Annotated in this window: 18 protein-coding genes and 2 tRNA genes; 10 read left to right on the forward strand and 10 right to left on the reverse strand. The window is 67.0% G+C overall.

Going from position 1 to position 21,194, the window contains the following annotated elements:
* The first annotated feature begins 2 nt into the window (after window positions 1-2).
* Both A3ES_RS53065 and A3ES_RS49595 read left to right on the forward strand, forming a co-directional pair.
* Window positions 3-329: a LuxR C-terminal-related transcriptional regulator gene (locus tag A3ES_RS53065; protein ID WP_020391691.1), complete on the forward strand. Its 327-nt coding sequence runs from the start codon at window positions 3-5 to the stop codon at window positions 327-329.
* Between the two features lie 110 nt (window positions 330-439).
* On the forward strand, window positions 440-4,369 hold the full coding sequence (locus tag A3ES_RS49595; protein WP_020391692.1) for a family 78 glycoside hydrolase catalytic domain: 3,930 nt from the start codon (window positions 440-442) through the stop codon (window positions 4,367-4,369).
* On the opposite strand, the gene ilvA is transcribed toward A3ES_RS49595, so the two are convergent.
* Window positions 4,366-5,637 (reverse strand): threonine ammonia-lyase IlvA, encoded by a 1,272-nt coding sequence (gene ilvA / locus A3ES_RS0135970; RefSeq protein WP_020391693.1) that lies wholly within the window; start codon window positions 5,635-5,637, stop codon window positions 4,366-4,368. The genes A3ES_RS49595 and ilvA overlap by 4 nt on opposite strands.
* A gap of 231 nt (window positions 5,638-5,868) precedes the next feature.
* On the opposite strand from ilvA, the gene A3ES_RS0135975 reads away from it, so the two are divergent.
* Window positions 5,869-6,735: an HIRAN domain-containing protein gene (locus A3ES_RS0135975; protein ID WP_020391694.1), complete on the forward strand. Its 867-nt coding sequence runs from the start codon at window positions 5,869-5,871 to the stop codon at window positions 6,733-6,735.
* Between the two features lie 70 nt (window positions 6,736-6,805).
* On the opposite strand, the gene A3ES_RS0135980 is transcribed toward A3ES_RS0135975, so the two are convergent.
* From A3ES_RS0135980 to A3ES_RS0135990, 3 genes are read right to left on the reverse strand one after another with little or no spacing between them, the layout of a single operon-like run.
* On the reverse strand, window positions 6,806-7,765 hold the full coding sequence (locus tag A3ES_RS0135980) for an acetylxylan esterase (RefSeq protein ID WP_020391695.1): 960 nt from the start codon (window positions 7,763-7,765) through the stop codon (window positions 6,806-6,808).
* 39 nt (window positions 7,766-7,804) lie between these two features.
* Window positions 7,805-8,263, reverse strand: a complete 459-nt coding sequence (locus A3ES_RS0135985) for a hypothetical protein (RefSeq protein WP_157630920.1) — start codon at window positions 8,261-8,263, stop codon at window positions 7,805-7,807.
* A 55-nt stretch (window positions 8,264-8,318) separates the two neighbouring features.
* Window positions 8,319-9,797, reverse strand: coding sequence for an LCP family protein (locus A3ES_RS0135990; RefSeq protein ID WP_020391697.1), 1,479 nt, complete (start codon window positions 9,795-9,797; stop codon window positions 8,319-8,321).
* 344 nt (window positions 9,798-10,141) lie between these two features.
* Between A3ES_RS0135990 and A3ES_RS0135995 the strand changes: the two genes are divergently transcribed.
* Window positions 10,142-10,231 (forward strand) — tRNA-Ser (locus tag A3ES_RS0135995).
* Between the two features lie 229 nt (window positions 10,232-10,460).
* Here the strand turns inward: A3ES_RS0135995 and A3ES_RS0136000 are convergent.
* Entirely contained in the window at window positions 10,461-10,850 is a 390-nt protein-coding gene (locus A3ES_RS0136000) for an LLM class flavin-dependent oxidoreductase (RefSeq protein WP_083933914.1), read from the reverse strand.
* A gap of 44 nt (window positions 10,851-10,894) precedes the next feature.
* The gene (locus A3ES_RS0136005) at window positions 10,895-13,231 is read right to left on the reverse strand and encodes a beta-L-arabinofuranosidase domain-containing protein (protein WP_020391698.1); all 2,337 of its coding nucleotides are present in this window, start codon (window positions 13,229-13,231) and stop codon (window positions 10,895-10,897) included.
* 114 nt (window positions 13,232-13,345) lie between these two features.
* On the opposite strand from A3ES_RS0136005, the gene A3ES_RS0136010 reads away from it, so the two are divergent.
* Complete coding sequence (locus A3ES_RS0136010; protein WP_020391699.1) at window positions 13,346-14,335, forward strand: LacI family DNA-binding transcriptional regulator; 990 nt, start codon at window positions 13,346-13,348, stop codon at window positions 14,333-14,335.
* 77 nt (window positions 14,336-14,412) lie between these two features.
* On the forward strand, window positions 14,413-14,646 hold the full coding sequence (locus tag A3ES_RS0136015; RefSeq protein WP_020391700.1) for a hypothetical protein: 234 nt from the start codon (window positions 14,413-14,415) through the stop codon (window positions 14,644-14,646).
* A gap of 144 nt (window positions 14,647-14,790) precedes the next feature.
* Here A3ES_RS0136015 and A3ES_RS0136020 read toward each other — a convergent pair whose 3' ends face one another.
* From A3ES_RS0136020 to A3ES_RS0136035, 4 genes are all read right to left on the reverse strand, one after another.
* On the reverse strand, window positions 14,791-15,204 hold the full coding sequence (locus tag A3ES_RS0136020) for a PPOX class F420-dependent oxidoreductase (protein ID WP_020391701.1): 414 nt from the start codon (window positions 15,202-15,204) through the stop codon (window positions 14,791-14,793).
* 101 nt (window positions 15,205-15,305) lie between these two features.
* Window positions 15,306-17,180: a phosphoenolpyruvate carboxykinase (GTP) gene (locus A3ES_RS0136025; RefSeq protein WP_020391702.1), complete on the reverse strand. Its 1,875-nt coding sequence runs from the start codon at window positions 17,178-17,180 to the stop codon at window positions 15,306-15,308.
* 363 nt (window positions 17,181-17,543) lie between these two features.
* On the reverse strand, window positions 17,544-18,725 hold the full coding sequence (locus A3ES_RS0136030) for a hypothetical protein (RefSeq protein WP_020391703.1): 1,182 nt from the start codon (window positions 18,723-18,725) through the stop codon (window positions 17,544-17,546).
* Window positions 18,722-19,318, reverse strand: a complete 597-nt coding sequence (locus A3ES_RS0136035) for a hypothetical protein (protein WP_157630921.1) — start codon at window positions 19,316-19,318, stop codon at window positions 18,722-18,724. The genes A3ES_RS0136030 and A3ES_RS0136035 overlap by 4 nt, the downstream gene beginning before the upstream one ends.
* A 95-nt stretch (window positions 19,319-19,413) precedes the next feature.
* Between A3ES_RS0136035 and A3ES_RS0136040 the strand changes: the two genes are divergently transcribed.
* The 4 genes from A3ES_RS0136040 (at window position 19,414) to A3ES_RS0136055 (ending at window position 21,193) form a co-directional block, all read left to right on the forward strand.
* On the forward strand, window positions 19,414-19,887 hold the full coding sequence (locus A3ES_RS0136040) for a cupin domain-containing protein (RefSeq protein ID WP_020391705.1): 474 nt from the start codon (window positions 19,414-19,416) through the stop codon (window positions 19,885-19,887).
* Window positions 19,888-19,908: 21 nt separating this feature from the next.
* Window positions 19,909-20,463, forward strand: a complete 555-nt coding sequence (locus tag A3ES_RS0136045) for a hypothetical protein (RefSeq protein WP_020391706.1) — start codon at window positions 19,909-19,911, stop codon at window positions 20,461-20,463.
* A 73-nt stretch (window positions 20,464-20,536) separates the two neighbouring features.
* Window positions 20,537-20,612, forward strand: a tRNA-Arg gene (locus A3ES_RS0136050).
* Between the two features lie 386 nt (window positions 20,613-20,998).
* Window positions 20,999-21,193: a hypothetical protein gene (locus tag A3ES_RS0136055; RefSeq protein WP_020391707.1), complete on the forward strand. Its 195-nt coding sequence runs from the start codon at window positions 20,999-21,001 to the stop codon at window positions 21,191-21,193.
* Window position 21,194: the final 1 nt, after the last annotated feature.

The raw sequence follows: 21,194 nt of genomic DNA on the forward strand, positions 1-21,194 counted from the left end.
CGATGACCATTCTCCAGAACGACCTGCTCGCCCCAGAGAACCACACCCAACCCCATCCGTCCGATCGCTCCGACTTCCCGCACCTGCGCGAGGTCGGCCGCGATCCACAATTGGCTCGGGCCGGCCGGGGAGCTCCCCGCGAGATCAGCCACGACGATCTCCAGTTGTTGCGGCTGCTCGCGACTGGTCTCCCGATGGACTCGGTCGCGCGCCGCCTCGACCTGTCCGAGCGCACCGTACGCCGGCGTACCCGCGCCGCTTGTGACCGTCTCGGCTTCGGAACCGCTGTGGAAGCCATCGTCTGGGCCGCCCGCCGCGGCCTCCTGTAACCGCCAACCTCCTGCAGCCGTCTACCCGCCAACCCGACCCGCAGCCTCGCCTGCACCGAGTGCTTGCTCCCCCAGTAGATCCGTCCATCTCTTGTGAGGAGTCCGTCCCGATGTCTCTCCGCACCCGTTTCGGCTGCCTGCTGGCAGCTGCCCTCCTGCTGACCCCACTCCTGCCTGCGACGGCCGCGCCAGCCAGCGCGGCCCCTGCAGAGGCGACAAGTCTCCGGACCAACAGCCTCACTAACCCCCTAGGCATCGCCGCCGGCGTGCCCCGCCTGAGTTGGCAGCTCGACGGCAGCCGGCGAGGCACGGCCCAAACGCGGTACGAGATCCATGTCGCCTCCACCGCCGCCAAGGTCTCCAAGCCGGATCTCTGGAACAGCGGCGTCGTCAGCTCCGATCGTTCAGTCGACGTCCCGTACGGCGGCCCAGCCCTCACGCCCTACACGCAGTACTTCTGGACCGTCCGAGTTTGGGACGACACCGGTACTGCGTCGGACTGGTCGCCCGTCGCCACCTTCGAAACGGCAGCCCTCCAACCGCAGGAGTGGCGAGGCGACTGGATCGGCGCCGACAGCCAGCCGGGCGCGGAGTGGACCGACTACACGATCGATTCCGACCTAACTCTCACCAAGGACGCGTTGGGGATCTTCTTCCGCGGTCGCGCCGGCAACGGCTACATGTGGCAGCTCAACCAGGTGGACGACGCCCGTCCACTCCTGCGCCCCCACGTCAAACTGGCCACTGGGTACTCCGTACTCGGCGAGATCCCGCTGAGCGTCAACCTCAAGCAGCGGCATCACCTGCGGATCACCGTCAGCGGGCACACCATCACGACCTGGATCGACGACGTCCAGGTGGACCGAAGGGACCGCTCCGACCATGACGCACCCGGCCTCGTCGGCTTCCGTACCAACGGCGCGGAAGCAGGCATCGTCCACACCCTGAAGGTCACGAATGCGGCCGGTCAGGCCTTGATCGACACCACCTTCCCAGCAGGCGACCAGACGTTCCCCGACGGCACCGTCCTGCCCGCCGGCGGCCTGCAGGTGAAGGGCAACACCGACCTCTGGCTGCCGGGCAAGGCCATCCCGGTCTTCCGCAAGAGTGTTTCGTTGCCCGGGGCAAAGAAAGTCGCCAGGGCCAGGCTGTACGCCGCCGCCCAGGGCATCTACGAGCTGAGCCTGAACGGCCAGAAGGTCGGCGACCAGGAGCTCGCCCCGGGCTGGACGGACTACGCGCACCGGATCCAGTCGCAGAGCTATGACGTCACGAAGCTGCTCGCCAAGGGCACCAACACGATCGGGGCGGAACTCGCGAGCGGCTGGTTCACGGGCAACCTGGCCATGTTCGGCTCGAACAAGTACGGCAGCGAGACCGCCCTCTCCGCCCAACTCCGGGTCACCTACACCGACGGCAGCACCGACACCTTCGCCACTGACTCAACTTGGGAGACGGCGCCGGGCGCAGTACGGGCTGCTGATCTGCTCAATGGAGAGACCTTCGACGCGCGCCGGACGCCGACCGACTGGTCGCCGGTTCAGGTCAGGCCGAGTGCGACCGCCAAGCTTGCCCAGCAGACAGATCAGCCCGTCCGAGTCACGGAGGAGCTAGCGGCCAAGGCGATCCCGTCGCCCACACCCGGCGTCTACCTGTACGACCTCGGCCAGAACATGGTCGGCGTTGCCCGGCTGCAACTGACCGGCACTCCCGGCCAGACCGTCAAGATCCGGTACGGCGAAGTGCTCAATCCCGACGGCACCCTGTACACCGACAACCTGCGCAGCGCGAAGGCCACCGACCGCTACACGTTCGCCACCAGCGGCCCGGAGACCTACCGACCGCGCTTCACCTTCCACGGCTTCCGGTACGTCGAACTGAGCGGCCTGCCCGCCGCGCCACCGGCCAGTGCCATCACCGGCGTGGTGATGGGCACCGACGGCTCCAAGGTCAGCAGCTTCATCACCAACTCGCCCCTGGTGAACAAGCTGCACAGCAACATCGTCTGGGGTCAGCGCGGCAACTTCCTCTCGATCCCGACCGACACCCCGGCCCGCGACGAGCGGATGGGGTGGACGGGTGACATCAACGTGTTCGCCCGCACCGCCGTCTACAACCTGGATTCGCAGGCGTTCCTCATCAAGTGGCTGCAGGACCTCCGCGACAGCCAGGCGTCGAACGGCGCCTATGCCAGCGTCGCGCCAACGGTGCCCAACTCGTTCGACGGCGGTCTGGGCAACGCCGGCTGGGCCGACGCGGGCGTCAACGTCCCGTGGACGCTCTGGCAGGCGTACGGCGACACGTCGGTGATCAGCCAGCACTACGACTCGATGCGCCGGTACGTCGACTACCTGGTCTCCAGCTCCAATGGACTCATCCGCGGCGGCGGTGACTACGGCGACTGGCTGAGCCTCGACGACCCGACCCCGGGCGACCTGATCGGTACGTCGTTCATCGCCAAGGGCGCTCGGCAGTTGAGTCAGATGGCGGCCGCGATCGGCAACACCGCCGATGCCGCGAAGTACCAGAAGCTCTATCAGGACACGCGATCCGCCTTCGCGGCTCACTTCGTCGGGACCGACGGCAGGGTGGGCACGGACAGCCAGACGGGGTACATCCTCGCCTTCACCAGCGACCTGATCCCGGCGGCCAAGCTCGGTGCCGCTGGTCAGCACTTCGCCAACGCGATCCTGCGACGCGACACTCACCTGTCGACCGGCTTCCTCGGCGTCGACGGACTGCTGCCGGTGCTCACCAAGATCGGCCGCTCCGACCTGGCGTACCGGCTGCTGCAGAACACGTCGTACCCGTCCTGGGGTTACGAGATCGGCAAGGGCGCTACGACGATCTGGGAGCGCTGGAACTCGATCAACCCGGACGGCACCTTCAACGACGTCGGGATGAACTCCTTCAACCACTATGCGTACGGCGCCGTCGGCGAGTGGATGTATCGCACGCTCGCGGGCGTCTCCGCGGCCGAGCCGGGGTACCGCAAGGCGCTGATCGCGCCGACTCCTGGCAAGGGGATCGACTCGTCCGACTTCCGCTACCAGACGCCGTACGGTGAGATCGCGAGTCGGTGGAAGGGGTCAGCCGAGTACGGGCTGACGCTGGACGTGACCGTGCCAGCCAACACCACGGCGACCGTGCGGATCCCGGCTCTGAACCCGGCCCAGATCAAGGAGAGTGGCCGGCCACTCGGCGCGGCGGACCAGGTGAAGGACGTCGTCGACGAAGGCTCCACCGTCTCGATGACGGTTGCCTCCGGCACCTATCGGTTCGTGGTCGAGCCGAGGCCGGTTCGCTTCGCAGCATCCATTGCTCCGGCTTCCGGCGAGCCCGGTACGGCGACCAGGGTGGCGGCGGTGGTCCAGAACCGTTCGAGTTCGACAGTGACCGGGCGACTCGACGTGGCCGTGCCCGAGGGGTGGGCCGTCCCTGCGACGGCGCCTGTGACGTTGGCGCCAGGCGCTCAGGCCACGGTTAGCGCGCAGGTCGTAGTACCGGCTGAGGTCGATGCGGGTCTGGTGGGCTTCACGGCGAAGTTCTCGGATCCGCGCGGTGAACTGGCGTCCACGCCGATCGCGTTCAGCGTCACGGAGTCCTTGCAGCCGACGAATGCCATCGACTACGTGGATCTCGGTGAGGCGGCGTCGGAGACGGCGCATTCGCTGACGGCCGCACCGTCGTCGGGGATGACCGTGGAGAGCGGCCGGACGAGACGGTACGCCGGGATGGCGGTGCCTGGCGCGTGGTTCGAGTTCGATCTGGGGATCAAGGCGGGGCAACCGTTCGTGATGCGGCTGGTGGAAACGTACGACAAGGCGCAGGTGAAGGACTACGAGGTGCTGGTGAACGGCACGGTCGTCAAACACCGCGAGATGCGGAAGGCGGGCGGTGGGCTGGAGACGTACCAGTTCGTCGTGGACGATCCTGCGCTGCTGACCGACCCGTCCGTCCGCGTGCGGATCCGGCACAACGCGACCGCCTCGGGTCACGATCCATCTCTTGCCGACGTGTGGGCGCTTCCGATCCCTTAGATCAGATAGCGGAACTCGGCTGAGCCGGGTTTGATGCGTTCGATGTCGAGAGGGGCCGCCTCCATCCGGTCGAGCAGACCGGTGAGGTCAGTGGGGCGGCCGATCTCGATCCCGACCAGGGCGACGCCGGTCTCCCGGTTGTTCCGCTTCACGTACTCGAACAGCGTGATGTCGTCGTCCGGCCCGAGTACGCCGTCGAGGAACTGCCGCAAGGCGCCTGGCTCCTGGGGAAAGGTCACCAGGAAGTAGTGCTTGATCCCTTCGTGGACCAGCGAGCGTTCCAGGATCTCGCCGTACCGGCTGACGTCGTTGTTGCCACCGGACAGCAAGCAGACAACCGTCTCGCCGGGCTTGACCTCGACCGCGGTGCCCAGAGCCGCCGCGGCCAAAGCTCCTGCCGGCTCAGCGATCAGCCCGTCCGTCTGATAGAGCTCCAGCATCTCCGAGCAGACCAGCCCCTCGGGCACCGACGTCATCTCCACCTGAGCAGCCGAAACCAGCGGGAGCGTCACGTCACCGACCCGGCGTACGGCGGCGCCGTCCACGAAGCTGTCCAAGTGTGGCAGGGTGACCGGCTCACCAGCGGCCAACGCAGCAGCCATACTCGCCGCGCCACCAGGCTCCACACCAACCACCCGTACTCCGGGGTGCCGCTGCTTCAGCCACGTCGCCACACCGGCGATCAGTCCACCTCCACCGACTGGCACCACCAGTACGTCGGGTGCCTCGCCGAGTTGCTCCACTAGCTCGATAGCGACTGTGCCCTGCCCTGCAACGGTTCTGGGGTCATCGAAGGCGGGGACGAGGGTCGCGCCAGTGGCAACAGCTTCGGCGAGCGCAGCGGCCGCCGCATCGTCATAGGTATCGCCTGTCACGATGACCTCGATCTGCTGGCCACCAAGGGCCGCGATCCGGTCCCGCTTCTGACGCGGCGTTGTCCGCGGCACATAAACGCGGCCGTGCACGTCGAGCGTGTGGCACGAATACGCCAGGCCCTGTCCGTGGTTTCCAGCGCTCGCACACACTACGCCGGCCTTTTTCGAGACGTCATCTAGCTGCGCGATCAGGTTGTAAGCCCCGCGCAGCTTGTACGAACGGCCGATCTGCAGGTCCTCGCGTTTCAGCCACACCTCCGCGCCGGTGCGTGCGGAGAGTCGCAGGTTGCGCTGCAACGGGGTCCGCGCCGCAACCCCGTGGAGCCGCCGGACCGCGGCCTCGATCTGCTCCGCGTCAACCGTGCTTGAAGCAACTGAATGACTCCCCTGCATGACGTTCCTTCCCGTGCATCTGCACGATCTACAACGATTTGCTCGCTGCACAAGACACGCTACGTCCAGAGTTCGGACCGGACGGACACCGTTCCGCAACAGGTCCTTATTTCATGCGTGAAACACCTCTGGCGTGGGCAGTCTAGTTCTCATACGCTCACTCGGTGTAACGGCCAGGGGTCTGGACGGGATAAGCCGAGTAAACCGGTCAACGGGGACTGGAGGGCAGAGATGGAATCGATTCCGTTCAGTCTGTGGGGCGATGCGTTGTGGTGTGGACAGGAAGTCGTGCGGGAAGCTCCGCACGAGCAGGCGATCCGTCGCCTGTTCCCTGATCCCATCCCGGCGCGCGGCGCAGACCTGGACACCACCGCGGACCTGGTCCCGGAACCGCGGAACCGCTTTGACCCGCGCTCGATCGCTGTTCGGGTGCAGGAAAAGGTGGTCGGCTACCTGCCGAGGGACGATGCACACCGGTACCATCCGGTGCTGTCGGAACTGGTGGCCCAGGGCCTGCAACCGCAGGTGCCTTGCCACTTGTGGGTCAGTGAATGGGAACCCGCCGATTGGGAGGGCAAAGGCGATCAGGGCACCGAGTTCCACGCCAGCGTCGCCGTCGCTCTGGGCCAGCCGCACATGCTGGTCCCGGTGAACCTGCCACCGCCCGGGAGCTACCACCTGCTGCCACCGGGCAGCGGGATCGTAGTACCGGGCAGTGGGGTCCATCCGGACGTTCTCGCGCCGTTCTTCCGGCCGGAAGGCGAGTGCTGGACGTACGGGACGATGCACGCGGTCGAGGAGGAGGACGGGTTCGAGGACCGCCACCAGATGGTGGTGGAGGTCAGACTCGACGACGAACCTGTCGGCCGGCTGAGTCCTCGCCTGAGTGCGGAGTTCCTGCCGGCCATCCACTACCTAGCGGACATGCGTGCTGAGACGGCCGCGCGAGTCGCCGTACGCGGCGACCGGACTGCATCGGAGGTGATCCTTTACGCGGCTCGGAGTCACGACCTGCCGGCTACCTGGCCGGATGGTCTGACCCGGTCTCCAGTGGCTTCTCCGCCATGGCACTACTGGGTCGGTAAAGAAGCGAACTGATCCCAAGGCGGCCGCGCAGTACTCACCTAAAAGGTGGAGGCGGGTACTGCGGGGCTACCGAGGGGATCCGTCAGAGCTTCTGGCTCAGGGACTGGAAGATCTCGTCGTGGGCGCCGGGCAGGTCGTCATGGCCGAAGTCCGGGTAGACGCGGAGTTGCTTGGCGCTGGTCAGCTTGTTGTACGCCGCGTACTGCGTCGACGGCGGGCAGACCTGGTCCTCCAGGCCGATGTAGAGGGTGACCTCGGCCTGGACCCGGGCCGCCAGGTGCTGCACGTCGATGTACCCGAGCGTGGTGAACACCTCCTGCTCGCGCAGGTGCCGGGGGTCGCGCTTCCTGAACCAGATGCGGATCTCGTCGTACGGGTTCGTCTCCAGGTTGAGGTCCCACGCGCGCTGGTAGTCGGTCAGGAACGGGAACACGCTCGCCGTGTACTTGATCTGCGGCGTCAGCGCGGCGCAGACCAGGCTGAGCCCACCACCCTGGCTCCAGCCGGTCGTGCCGATCCTGGTGGCGTCGACCTCGGGCAGGGCGCCGATGATGTCCGCGAGCCGGCGGGTGTCCAGGAAGACGTGCCGGTACAGCAGCGCCTCCGGGCCGCCGTCCAGGCCTTCCACGAGATGGTTGCGCAGCGAGAAGCTGTTGTCCTGCTGGGACTTGGTCCGGAACGCCACCTGCTCGCGCACGTCCAGGGCGGCCACGGTGAACCCGCGAGCGGCGTACGGGATCAGGTCGACCCACTTCGGCTGCTCGCCGCCGTACCCGTGGAAGATCAGTACGGCCGGTCCCTCGGCCTGGTGCGGGCGGATCACCTTCGCGTGCACGCGGTAGCCGCCGGTGCCGGTGAAGTAGAGGTGCTCGGTCTTCGCGAACGGCAGCGGGAAGTCGGTCGCCTCGGCGAACTCGGTCTCCGGCTCGGTCGCGGCCAGCTCGATCAGCGACTTCTCCCAGAACTGGTCGAAATCGGCCGGCCTGGGGTTGGTCCCCTGGTAGGTGAGCAGTTCCTCGGACGACATCTCGAACGACAACACGGTCTCCGGACTCCCTTTGTCAGCTCAAACGGATGACCCTCATTCTGCGGGCTCATCCGGCTCAGCGGCAGTGCCGTCCCAGATGGTGTAACCGTTTGCCGTGTTCAGCCGCTCGCGCAGTTCGGTCTCGAGCTTGTCCAGCCGCCCGGGAGCGAGCCAGTGCAACGGGATCAGGACCGAGTGCTCCTCCTGCTTGGTCCGCAGGACGACAGCCTCACCTTGCGTGGTGCCGGTCCGGCCGACCTCGGTGATGTCCGCCCAGCTGGTCCGCAGTCCCCGGACCTGGACATCGTCAGGACCCAGCTTGAGCAGCACTGGCGGCCGCGCGAGGATCCCCAACCCGGCCAGCACGACGAGCACGCCCAAGACGGCGAAGACCGCCACCACGGCATCGGGCAGCCCGATACCCCAGAGCACTGCCGCCACCCCGAGAAGGATCAATCCAGCAGCCGGAATCCCGAGAAACCGCCCCGGCCGCATCCGGTACGTCGTACGCATCGCCCCAGGATCTCACCGGTACTCCGCCCACCCACCAGCGGGACTGCTCGGTGGGTCAGTTGCCGGTCTGGTTGGGGTTGTAGGCGCAGGCATCGTTCAGGTTCTGCGGCTGGCCGACGGGGGCCTTCGTGGTTGGCGCGGTCGGCTTCTTCGTCGGCTTCTTCGTCGGCGTGGTCGACGGCTTGCTGGACGGGGTCGACGCGACCGGCAGGGTCTTGGGCTGGATCGCCTTCTGGACGAGCTCGCGCATCGCCTCGTACTTCGGGTTCTGGCCGGTCGGGAAGTTCTTGGACTTGTCCAGGTCGACGTTCGTGACGTTGGCGTTCTTCACCTTGAGGCCGAGCTCGACGAAGGCCCCCAGGATTTCCCCCGGGATGTCGGTCCGCAGCAACTGCTTGCCGGCCGCGGCGATCTGCTGGTACTTCGTCACCAGGGTGGCTGGGTTCGCGCTGTTCACCAGCGCGTGGATGGTGCAGCGCTGCCGCTCCTGCCGCGACGGGTCACTCAGGCCGTACCGGCCGCGGGCGAACCACAGGGCGTCGCGACCGCCCAGCTTCTGGTCCGGGCCGGGCTGCAGGTAGCCGGAGGGCTTCTTGTGCCCGTTGGACCCAGGGCCGGCGCCGTAGTCGCCACCGATCGGCACCTTGTAGTTGATGTTGACAGTGATCCCGCCGAGCGCGTCGATGATCTGCTCGAAGCCCTTGAGGTTGACCTGCATGTAGTAGTCGATGTCGAGGCCCATCGCCTCGCCTACCGACACCTTGAGCGCGTCGGCGCCCTCGTTGTCGGACGCGCCGAGAATGCCCGGGTGCTGCTTCGGGATGTTCTCGTACATCGAGTCGAGGTAGTACTCCGCCTGCTCGGCCGGACCGTTCGGGTCGTAGTACCCGTCGGGGTAGACCTTGTGCAGCGGGGAGTTCTCGGGGAACGGCATCCGCATCCAGTTGCGGCTGAGCGAGATCAGCGCGGTGTCGCCGGTCTTGGTGTCGATGCTCGCGACGATCACGGTGTCGGTCCGGGTGCCTTCACGGCCGACGCCGTCGTCAGCGCCGAGCAGCAGCAGGTTCAGCCGGGGGGTCTTCGCCCACGGGTCCTTCTTGTCGACGTTCGGCCGGGTGGCGCTCTTCGAGTCCTTCTCGGACTTGAAGACGCCGCCGACCAGGTCGCGCTGGGCCATCACGGTCTGCGCGGCGAACGTGGTCGGCACGGCGATACCGAAGCAGAGCAGCCCGACGAAGGCCGAACCGGCGAACCGGCCGACCGAGGTCAGGCTGATCGGGCGGAGCAGTTTGTGCGAGGAGACGACGATGCAGATCCACAGCACGCCGACCACCAGGACGCCGCCGGTGGCCAGCAGCAGCTGGCTGGGGTCGACGGCCAGGGCGACGACCGTGTCACGCTGGGTGAGTCCGATGAAGGCGGCGAGCAGCAGCAGACCGGCGTACAGGGTGATCACGAACGCGCCGAGCTTCTTGCGGCCGCCCAGCACGAAGCCGAGGCCGGGGATCAGCGCGCCGAGCAGTGTCAGGCCCATCGCCTTGGAGACGGACCTGGCGCGGTAGGCGCGGTGACGGGATCGGTTGGCGCGAGGCGCGGACCTGTGTCCAGCTGCGCGAGTACTCCGCGTCATGGCTCCGTTCCCTGATCGACGACGTGGCGGCGTGCGGGACCGTCAGAGGATGGTCCCCGGTAGTCAGACGCCGACACGGCCTCCTTGGTTGACGTGACGTTACGACCCCCGTCGATTCGGCCAGGTTACAGGTGAACGAAACCGACCCCCAAGATGGCCGCCCGGGTGTCCCGACCAGCCCGCTTTGCTGCCGGGCCGGTTGTCCGGATAGTCTTGGCCGTCGTCGCATCGCAATGGGATGCAACGGAGGAGGCGTCGCCTAGTCCGGTCGATGGCGCCCGCCTGCTAAGCGGGTTGAGGGTAATCCCCTCTCGAGGGTTCAAATCCCTCCGCCTCCGCACGCAAGAGAGCCACCCCGCGCGCAGCACGGGGTGGCTCTCTTGCGTGCGGAGCCGGAGGGAATTTCGGGAGGCGCAGCCGGTTCCCTCCGCCTCCACACCCAAGGCCCGCTAGCCCGAAATGCGCGCGTTGTAGTGGGCGCTCACCCAAAGGCAAGCCGCCTACCCTCCGCCAGCCGTTCGACCGCGTCGACCGAAGCCCTAGACTCCAGGCCCGCTATCAGGTGGGTCACGCCGAGCGCCTCGTAGTCCTTGAAGGCCCGGGCGAGTTCCTCCGCCGTACCGGCGATGCTGTTGGGCTCTTGCTCCCGGACACCAGGTCAGCCGTCGCGGCCATCTTCGCCGTCAGCCCGGGATCCCGGAACGAGCCGCACAACACCATCGTGCCGAGCTCGACCCGCTCGGTCACCGCGGCGACCGCACTGAGCAGCGTCCACGCCTCGTGCATCCCGTAGACCGTTGAGTCGGGCGCCCGGTAGAAGAAGTGGTCCGCGAACCAGACCGACTCCAGCCCGGACCGATCCGCCACGACTGCCACTTCCCGGATATCGGCCCAGGTGGGGCTGCCTCCATCGGGACCGTCGTTCCCACCGACAGGCAGCATCACTCCGATTTTCATCTCGCCAACCTAGTCGGCGTCAGCGAGAGCTGCCTCCCGATTAGTCACCCGAAGTCGAGCTCGAGGATTCCGCCGGAGTACGCCGGCCGGAGTACAGCCTCGACGCGAACGAACTGGGTAAGCACCGGGACGAAGGAGACCTGGTTGAAGCGATCCCGCTCCACGCCGTACGCCGTTGCGCCGGCGACCGGGCGCCAGGTGGAGCCGTCCAGCCAGAGCACGCGCCAGGCGGCCGGTACGCGGCACTCGCCGAACCCTGTGTCGTCGAACCAGTAGGCAGCCGCTTCCGACACCTGCTGCACCTCGCGGAGGTCGTACTGGATCCACTCGGTCGTCCCGCGCCGGTCCCACCAGGTGAAGCGCGGGACAGAGGTGTCTGCCGACGAGCTCGGGGTACGGCCGTCGTCAGGGGCCTCCAGTGAGTCGCCGTCGTTGACATGCGACGCGGTAACCCTGGTCCGGTATCGCCAGGGCTCACCGTCCTCGGCCACGGATGGGAAGGAGCTGATCCGCAGCCGGGCCGCTCCCATCGGTACCAGCGTCACCGGCTCGACTGGTTGCTCCGACCTAGCCGGGCTGGGCTGCAGTAGGCCGACCACGTCTTCGGTGTCTGCCTGCCATTGCGGAATGCGCTTGGCCTCGGCCTTCAGCAGTAGCGGCGTCCCCTCGTGGGTGAACGGATTGGCGCCGCGCGGGACAGTACGCCGTACTAGGTCGAAGCCGGTGCCGGCGACGAGGCCGTAGTTCCATGCAGACTCCGGGTAGACCGCTAGCTCGGGCCACTCCTCGGTGCCGCCGATCTTCTCGTAGCGCTCGTCGATCGCCAGGGAGTAGGTCAGCGGCCCTCTGCTGACCGACACGGCTTGCTGGTTGTCCTCCCAGACACATGTGCTCGTGCGCATCGGCAGGATGAGCTGCACGCGGTCGCCTGGATGCCAGATGCGTTCCAGCTTGACCCAGCCGCCCTCGGCTGTGGCTGGCGTCTGGTTGGAGTTGACCGTGACAGTGAAGTCCGTAGCCCAGCCAGGAACCCTTAGATAGAAGGGGAAGCGAGTACTGCGAGCTGCCTGCACAGTGAAGGTGATTGTGTCGTCGAACGGATAGTCGGTGTCCTGCATGACGCTGACCGGCGTACCGGCTGTCCCTACCTTGGCGGTGACCTTGCTGGCGGCGTACATGGAGGCGGCGAGGCCGTTGTCGGTAGTGGCCAGCCACAGCTCTTGTGCGTAGTACGGCCAGCCCATGCCGTAGTTGTGGGGACAGCAGCGGTACTGGTGGACGCCGTCCTTGTAAGCCTGCATGGCGAAACCGTTCTGGAACTGCCCGTGCTTCACCCTGTCGTCCAGCTGGATGCTGTTGGCGCAAGTGACGTAGTGCATGACCCGCTGCCGTTCGTCGTACGAGGCAGGCAGCAGGTTGAAGGCGAGTTCCTCGCAGCGGTCGGTCCAGTCGGTGTCGCCGGTGAAGCGGGTGAGCATCTCGAACGTGTGCATCAATTCGACGATCCCGCACGTCTCGAAGCCCTGCCGCGGATCGCCGAAGCCCGGTCGCGAGTTCTCGTCGCCGGCGAACCCACCGTCGGGGAACTGCCCATAGAGCCCCATGATCGTCGCGTAGTTCCGGTACGTCGCTGCGCTGTGGCTGGGGTCGCCACTCAGCAGCCCGTACTGCAGTGGCTCACGGAACCCCTGGGCGAGGTTGACGTTGTGCCAGTTGGGGATGCCGCTGACGTAGTCGGCTGAGCCGGAGTGCATCTTGCCGACCAGGTCGAGCAGCCAGTCGTCGCCGGTGCGGTTGTAGAGCCAGTAGGCGCTGTCGATGTTGTCACCCCAGCGGAAGGCGCCCCACGAGCGGTTGAAGACCTCTGCCGGCTGGGTGTGCTGGAACTGCAGGTAGCGGGTCATGAAGGGGATGACGCGCTCGTCGCCGGAGTACTCGTGCCAGGAGCGGAAGGCGGCGAGCAGCGGCATGCCGGGCCAGAAGTCGGGGCCGTTCTCCAGTGAGGTGCGTAGCCGCTCCGGGCCGAACCAGCCGTCTGGCGCTTGGGTGGCGAGGATGCCGTTGAGCCAGCGCTCTGTCCTAGTGAGTACGCCGGTGTCGCCGGTGACGTAGCCGAGGTCGCCGAAGCCCCGGAGCCAGTAGGGGAGCTCCTCCCAGGCTGACTGCGTCGGGTCGACCCAGCCGTTGCCGTCGTACCGGAGGAAGTCGGACACCTCGTCGTACCGGCCGCAGAGGCCTTTGGCTTGCAGGTCGAGCTGCTGGGCCAGCCAGCCGCGGGGCTCGATCGCGCCCGGTGGGAGCTTCTGGAACGGGACTGGCTGCAGTGGTGCACGGTTGGGGACGTAGTGGCCGCCTCTGGAGGCGGCTCCGGGAACAGGCACGGCGGAGGCCTTTCGGGTGACGGATCGAGGGATTCTGCGGAAAAACGGCACACGTTTTCCGTGATCGATACTAAGCTGCTGCCAGACGGATGTGCAGGTCTTGGGAGGAAAAAGATGAGGCAGCAGTCGCGGATCGTGGACGTGGCCGCGCTGGCCGGGGTGTCCGCCGGTACCGCGTCGAAGGCGCTGAACAACACCGGCCAGCTGAGCGCGGCCACCCGCGAACGCGTCCGTCGGGCGGCCGAGCAACTCGGGTTCACGCCGGACACCCGGGGTCGCGCGCTGTCGTCGGGGCGGACTTACACGGTCGCGTTGCTGACCACCGACAGCTCGGGACGGTTCAGCATCCCGATCACGCGGGGTGTCGAGGATGTGCTCAGCGCGGGCGAGCTGGCGACCATACTGTGTGACACCCGCGACGACCCGCTCCGCGAACAGCACTACTTGCGGTCCCTGGTCGCCCGGCGGGTCGACGGAATCGTGGTGACCGGCCGCCGGACCGAGCCGCGGGCGCCGATCGACGTACCGCTGCCGGTTGTCTATGCGCTGGCCGCGTCGACCGATCCGGGCGACGCGTCGGTGATCGTCGACGACACCGGCGGGGCGGTGTCAGTGGTCACGCATCTGCTCGGGCTCGGCCGTTCGCGGATCGCGCATGTCACCGGTCCGCCCAACCATCGATCTGCGGCTGAGCGGGCGCGGGCGGTTGCGACTACGGCGGGCGGGGCCTTTGTCGGCGAGCCACTCTTCGGTGAGTGGAGTGAACGCTGGGGGCGCCAGGCCGTCGATGTTTTACTGCGCTCGCATCCGGACCTCGATGCCATCACCTGTGGCAGCGACCAACTCGCCCGCGGCGTCTGCGACCGCCTTCGCGAACTAGGCAAGTCCGTCCCCGCCGATATAGCCGTCACGGGCTACGACAACTGGTCCGTGATGGCCCTCGCGAGTCGCCCACCACTTACCTCGGTCGACCTCCAACTAGAGCAACTCGGCCGCCGTACTGCGAACTTGTTGCTGGACGCGATCGCGGGAGACCCGCAGCACGGCGTACTGGAGCTGCCGACTCAGCTGATTCCACGAGAATCCACGTTGGGGATGTCCTGACGGGTTGAGCGACGTCGTGTTGGTACTGTCGAAACATCTGGTTCGTGAGGCACCTCTCACGGAAGGAAGTAGTGGTGATGACGGACTCGGTGGTCCGGCCGCCGGCGTACGAGCTCAAGTCGATCTTGGGGCTCGATCTCCCCGCACACGTGCTTGCCCTGATCGACGACACCTGGCGCCCGGCGTGGCTGATCAGCCGCCTGCATCACGCGGACGGCTGGATGGGCCTGATCCAGTACACCGACGCCGACGGCTGCGAACAAACCTGCCGCGTCCCGACCAGCCGGCTAGGCCCAATGCCAGTCAGTTGAGCGGTTCGGGGAGGTTTCTGACCGAGCTCGGGGTGGATTTTCCCGTCCAGACGGTGCAAAAGTCTCCACAAGCCGCCTGCACGAGCACGCCGACAACCTCCGAGCTGTCATCCACAACCAGCTCCTCGGCCAACCATAGTGCGATCAGGCCCAGGGACCGACGCCTGAGATCTTGTCGACGCGAATGTGCGTGATGTACCCGCCGGGCAGATTGTCGGCGGGCAGGAAGTCGGCGTCCGGCCCTTGATAGGTCTTCGCCAGCTCCCGCAGCAACTCGACCGCGCCGCCCTCGGTGATCCGCGCCGTACCCTTCACCACCAGGTACTCCGTCAGCCCCATCTCGTTCTGCCGACGGGTCTCGATCGAGAGCGTCACCCGGCCGTCGCGCCGGATGTTCTGCACCTTGCGGTTGTGGGGCACATGACCGGCGACGATCTCGTCCCCGTCGACCCCGACCCAGACGACCGAGACCTGCGGACTCCCGTCCGGATTGATCGTCACCAGATGAGCCAGCGCAGCCGACTCCAACAACTCCCGAGCACTGTCCGGAATCTCCATGCTTCAACCTAAGCCAAGCGCCCCGGCTTGAGGCCGGGGCGCTTTGCTTTGCAGTCCGACGGGCTGGCTTCCGGGTCAGCTGTCGGAGTACGGGGGTCAGGTCAGCCGAGGCGGGCCTTCAGGTTGTCGAGCTCGAGCTTGAGGGTCGCCGGGACCTTGTCGCCGAGCTTGGCGAACCACTCCTCGATCAGCGGGAGCTCGGCCTTCCACTCGTCGGCGTCGACGTTCAGCGCGACCTGCAGGGCCTCCGGGCTGAGGTCCAGGCCGGTGACGTCGAGCGCGTCGGGGGCCGGGACGTGACCGATCGGGGTCTCGACCGCGGCGCCGGTGCCTTCGAGGCGCTCGATCACCCACTTGAGCACCCGGCCGTTCTCGCTGAAGCCCGGCCAGACGAACTTGCCGGCCTCGTCCTTGCGGAACCAGTTGACGTAGAAGATCTTCGGCAGCTTGGCCGCGTCGTTGTCCTTGCCGACGGTCAGCCAGTGGTTCAGGTAGTCACCGGCGTTGTAGCCCATGAACGGCAGCATCGCCATCGGGTCGCGGCGTACGACGCCGACCTCGCCGACCGCCGCGGCGGTGGTCTCCGACGACAGCGTCGCGCCCATGAAGACGCCGTGGTCCCAGTCGCGTGCCTCGGTCACCAGCGGCACCGTCGTCGCGCGGCGGCCACCGAACAGGATCGCGGAGATCGGTACGCCGTTGGGGTCCTCGTACTCGTCGGCGATGATCGGGCACTGCTTGATCGGAGTACAGAACCGGCTGTTCGGGTGGCTGGACAGCTCGCCGGACTCCGGCGTCCACTCGCGGCCCTTCCAGTCGGTCAGGTGGTTCGGCGGGGTCTGCGAGTAGCCCTCCCACCAGACGTCACCGTCGTCGGTCAGCGCGACGTTGGTGAACAGCGAGTTGCCCTTCTCGATCGTGCGCATCGCGTTCGGGTTGGTCTTCCAGCCGGTACCGGGCGCGACACCGAACAGGCCGAACTCGGGGTTCACGGCGTACAGGCGGCCGTCCTCGCCGAAGCGCATCCAGGCGATGTCGTCGCCGAGCGTCTCGACCTCCCAGCCTTCCAGCGTCGGGTCGAGCATCGCCAGGTTGGTCTTGCCACACGCGCTCGGGAACGCCGCCGCGATGTAGTGGACCTTCTTCTCCGGCGAGATCAGCTTCAGGATCAGCATGTGCTCGGCCAGCCAGCCCTCGTCGCGGGCCATCGCACTCGCGATCCGGAGTGAATAGCACTTCTTCCCGAGCAAGGAGTTGCCGCCGTAGCCGGAGCCGTACGACCAGATCGTCCGCTCCTCGGGGAACTGGACGATGTACTTCTCGTCGTTGCACGGCCAGGCGACGTCCTTCTGACCCGGCTGCAGGGGAGCGCCGACGGAGTGCAGGCAGGGCACGTACTTCGCGTCGGTACCCATCGTGGCCAGTACTTCGGCGCCGGTGCGGGCCATGATCCGCATCGAGGCGACCACGTAGGCCGAGTCGGTGATCTCGACGCCGAACATCGGCTTCTCGGCGGTCAGCGGGCCCATGCAGAACGGCACGACGTACAGCGTCCGGCCCTTCATCGAGCCGCGGTACAGCTCGGTCATCAGGGCCTTCATCTCGGCCGGCGCCATCCAGTTGTTGGTCGGGCCGGCGTCGGCCTCGTCGACCGAACAGATGAAGGTGCGCTGCTCGACCCGGGCCACGTCGGACGGGTCGGTGCGGGCCCAGAACGAGTTCGGCTTCTTCTCGTCGTTGAGCCGGACCAGCGTGCCACCGGCGATCAGCTCGTCGGTGAGGGTCTTGTACTCCGCGTCGGAACCGTCGACCCAGTGGATCCGGTCCGGCTGGGTGAGTTCGGCGATCTCGGCAACCCAGGCCAGCAAACCTGCGTGCTCAGTCGGGGCGTCGCTCAGGTCGTAGGTCGTCGGGGTAACGGCGGCCTCGGCACTGAGGGCAGTCTCGGTGTGGGCAGGGCTGGAGGTTGTCGTCATCGGCGGCTCATTCCCTCTCGCGATCGTCCGACGGCGGTCCGGTCCCTCGACGCTGAGGGGGTACGACGTCGGCCGCCGGGGTCTCCGGCGGTTCGATTCAGCTGGCTGGCGGTGTGATCTGTCGCATACCAGTAGGTCCAGTGGACGTATACCAGTGTGCAAGTGGTACTAACCGTACGCGACCCGAACGGGTGTTGAGAACCGCAAACACGTGAGGACCGTCACAGAATTTCGCCGACAAGGGCTTTCCCAGCAAAAAGACCGGCCGCGCGGTGGTCGCGCGGCCGGTTTGCGGCGTCAGGTGGTCTGCTGCGGCGGATCTGCTGAGCCGCCGGGCTGTTGGGCCTGGTCAGGCCTGTCGGGTTACTGGGTTTGGCGCCAGATGTCGTTGAGCACTCGCTGGGCGGCCGGCTCCTCGCCGGCTGTGGCGGCTACAGCGACGCCCACCAGCCAGTACCGGCCTTCGCTGGCGAACGCGTGCGTCATGGTCAGCGTGTACGGCTTCTGCTCCCGCACCGTCAGCCACGTGTTTGCGTCCTTGGCCGTGGCCGGGACCGGTGCTCTGAAGGTCTTCGTCCACTCCTGGTCGAAGGCCGCGCGGTCGGTCAGGCACGCCGCGAGAGTCGTACACGGCCGGAGAGCGATCTTCGCCTCCATGCTGATGACTCCGCCTGTGCTCTCGGCCGTCACCCGTCGGTAGATCGTGGTGGCCGATGCACCCAGTTCATCCGTCGACGGCGGCCGCGGCCAGCCGAACACGAAGGGCAGGCCGAGTCCCTGCACCTGCTGTACGTCGGCGCCACGTGTGTAGGTTGCGCCGATCAGGCCGAGTGCCGGCACAGGCGGGAGGTAGGGAGCCGAACTGGGCTTGGGGATCCCCGGGAGGATTGCTGGCGATGGGAGCGGCGCAGGGCTGACTGGTGCCACGGGGGCAGGCCCGGTGGGTCGCTGCTCCTTGGTGGCTGTGCCGATCTTGGTGCCGGCGGAGTACAGGGCACTGAAGGTGATGAGGACGGCCAGAATCACCACCGGGATGGTCCAGCGGCCGAGTGCTGAACGCGCCGTGCTGGACGGTGCTAGGTGCTGTGGTGGGTGGCTGCTCTGCTCATCGCCCTGTTGCCCGTCGCTGGGTTTGACGTGCTGTGCGTTGAAGGCGGCAGGGACGGGTGCGGCGCCGTACTGCGCCAGCTGGCTCCGCACTGCGCCCAGTGACTCCTCGTCATTCCCCAGTAGACCGTCCAGGGGATCCAGGAGCCGCTCGGCGCCGGACTGCCCCGGTACTAGTTGGGTGACCGCGTAGGGCCGAGTGGCGGTGAGGTTGGCGGCCCACAGCGGGGTCTGCTGTTCCTCCGGCCCTAGTGCGGCCGTGCGGCTGGCTCGGACCAACCTCTCTCGGACTGCCTCGTCGGCGGCGCCACTGTCGCTGAGGATGAGCGCGACGACCTCCATGCCCGTGAACGAGCGGCCGCGCCAGATCTCGGCCAGTGGGTGCTCGAGCAGCCGCTGGTCGAGCTTATAGCCCGGGAGCTGCGGAGTGCTGTTCACTTGCTCTCCCAGAGGGCCCGGTCGGCCAGCACCTGCGCGGCCTGCTGCGCCGTGGCCTGCTCGATCGGGTGCGCGGCGTAGTCCACCTGGACGGTCAGGTCGGCCCGATAGACGAGTACGGAGACCCGCGAGCCTTGCCCACCGGTCCCGACCTGCCTCTCGATCTTGGTCGGGTACGGCCGGTCCTTGACGACCAGCCACGGCTTGCGGTCGAACGCCTGCTTGGCCATTTCAGCCGGGGTGAAAGGGGGCTGGCCAGAGCCGGCCCGGCGACCGGCGTACGGGGTGATCCTGATCTTGAGATCGGCGGCCGAGAACGTCGGCTGGCTCCGCTCGCTGACGGCGACCGCGCAGGTCACCTCGGTCCGGCCGGTCTGGGTCAGCTTCTCGTTGGTGGCCTTCGGCAACAACGTGGAGATGTCGCCGAGCCGCGAACACAGATCCCCAGGGAGTGTTCTGGCCGTCGCGACATCATCGGACTGGACGGGTTTGCCGACGGCGATCCCGAGTCCCAGCCCGGCCACCGCGGCTACCCCACACGCGATCGCAGTACCTCGTATCAGTGGACCGGCCATGCCCGCGACCTTAGTCACGCAGAGGTTCTCCCTTACCGCTCAGCAGATTCATTCCACAACGCGACGGCTTAGACGTGCCGGCCACGATCTTGGTTCCTGCCTATGCTGCGGCGATGACTGCCTTCCCGGACATCGTCGTCGGAGCACCCGGCGACAGCGAAGTACTGAACCTGCCGTTCGGCGTTTTCACCGTGCGGATCTCCGGCGAACAGACCGGCGGCGCGCTGTCCGTCGTCGAGTCGGTGCTCGGCGCGGGTGCGCTGGGTGCGGCGCCGCATATCCATCACGGGCATGAGGAGTACTTCCTGGTCACCGCCGGCGAGGTCACCTTCGACACGGAGTACGGCGTGCTGACTGTTGGTGCGGGTGGATCTGTCTCGGTGCCGCGTGGGCAGGCACATGGCTACCGGAACGCGACGGATGAAGCGGCACGGCTGACCACCTTGTTCACTCCGGCGGGGTACGAGAACTATTTCCGCGCGGTGGCCGAGGCGGCTGCAGCGGGTGAGGAGATCACGCCCGAGCTGCTGAACGCGCTGCGCGCCGAGCAGCAGACGACACCGGCGCAGCTGAGCCCAAACCGGTAGGCGGAGGAATAGCATCCGGTCATGGAACTTGGGGATTTGCTGGGTGGCCGTGACCTCGGTGATGTGAAGAAGGCCGTCGGGTTCGTGATGGAGAACTCCGACGACTTCGAGAAGGTACTCAAGCTCGTCCGCGAACTACCGGACGACGCGCTCGGCTTCATCGGCCGGCTGCCCGACCTGATGAAAACGATCGGCACCGGCCTCGCCGAAGCCGGCGAACAAGCCGCGAAGGCAGCCGGCGCCCTGGTCGGCGACGACGGCGAGGGCGGCGCCCGCAAGGCACTGACCGGCAGCGCGACCACCATGAACTCGGCGAAGGACAAACTGAACGACGCAGCCGGCATGCTCTCCGGCCTGGCCGGCGAACTCGACAAGATCCCCGGCATCGGCGACGCCGCCGCCAAGCGCCTCAACGACGGCAGCGGCAGCGTCAGCGGAGTAGCCACCGAGATCGAAAGCCTGGCCGGAAACCTCCAAGACCTGTCCAGCATCCTGGCCAACGTAGGCGAAGCCCTGGCCGGCCTCGGCACCAAACTGACCGAGTCCGGAGGCTCAGTAAAAACCCTCCTCAACTAACCCCCGTACGCCGCACCAGGAGCCGATTGGCACCCACCCCTCTCCCGCGTGTATCGTTACCCATCGTTGTCCGGCGCTCGTAGCTCAACGGATAGAGCATCTGACTACGGATCAGAAGGTTGGGGGTTCGAATCCCTCCGAGCGCGCCAGCACTAGCCCAGGTCAAACAGGTGGATGACCTGGGGTTTTGTCATCCCGGGGACTGTGTTCTACCCCACGCGGCCTCACTCCGTGCGCTCCTCCGTCGCCCACTCCGCAGGCCGCTCCCACCCACCCGTGGGCGCGTGCTGACGCCCGCTTACGACGCGTGCTGCGCCCGCTCTATAACAGCACCCTGGAGCCGTCGCCTCGTGGTTTCGTGAGCAGACCCTTGAACCGGGTCCTGCGCTGATGCGGCACGGCCGCTCCCGATGAGCAGACGCCACGGCCGCCAGATCCGGTCGCGCAACTTCTGGCAACACCGGTGACAGGCAACAATGAGTAACCCCAGACTCGGCAGAGCAAGGTCAGGCAACGATCGAAAGCAGGGGAACTCATGAAGCTGACTCTCATCGCAGGCGACCCGGACTCCCAGCCCACCAACTCGCCCACTCTCTACAAGACCGATCGGGGCAGCTGGATCGTGCAGGGATGGGTGGTCGACGACCCCGACGCGCTGACAACGCTCAACCTCCCGAACGGCGAGACCGCCGTCGAGATCCCGGACCGCATGATCCAGTTCTTCAAGTAGG

It is taken from the genome of Kribbella catacumbae DSM 19601, assembly GCF_000372465.1.
GTDB lineage: Bacteria > Actinomycetota > Actinomycetes > Propionibacteriales > Kribbellaceae > Kribbella > Kribbella catacumbae.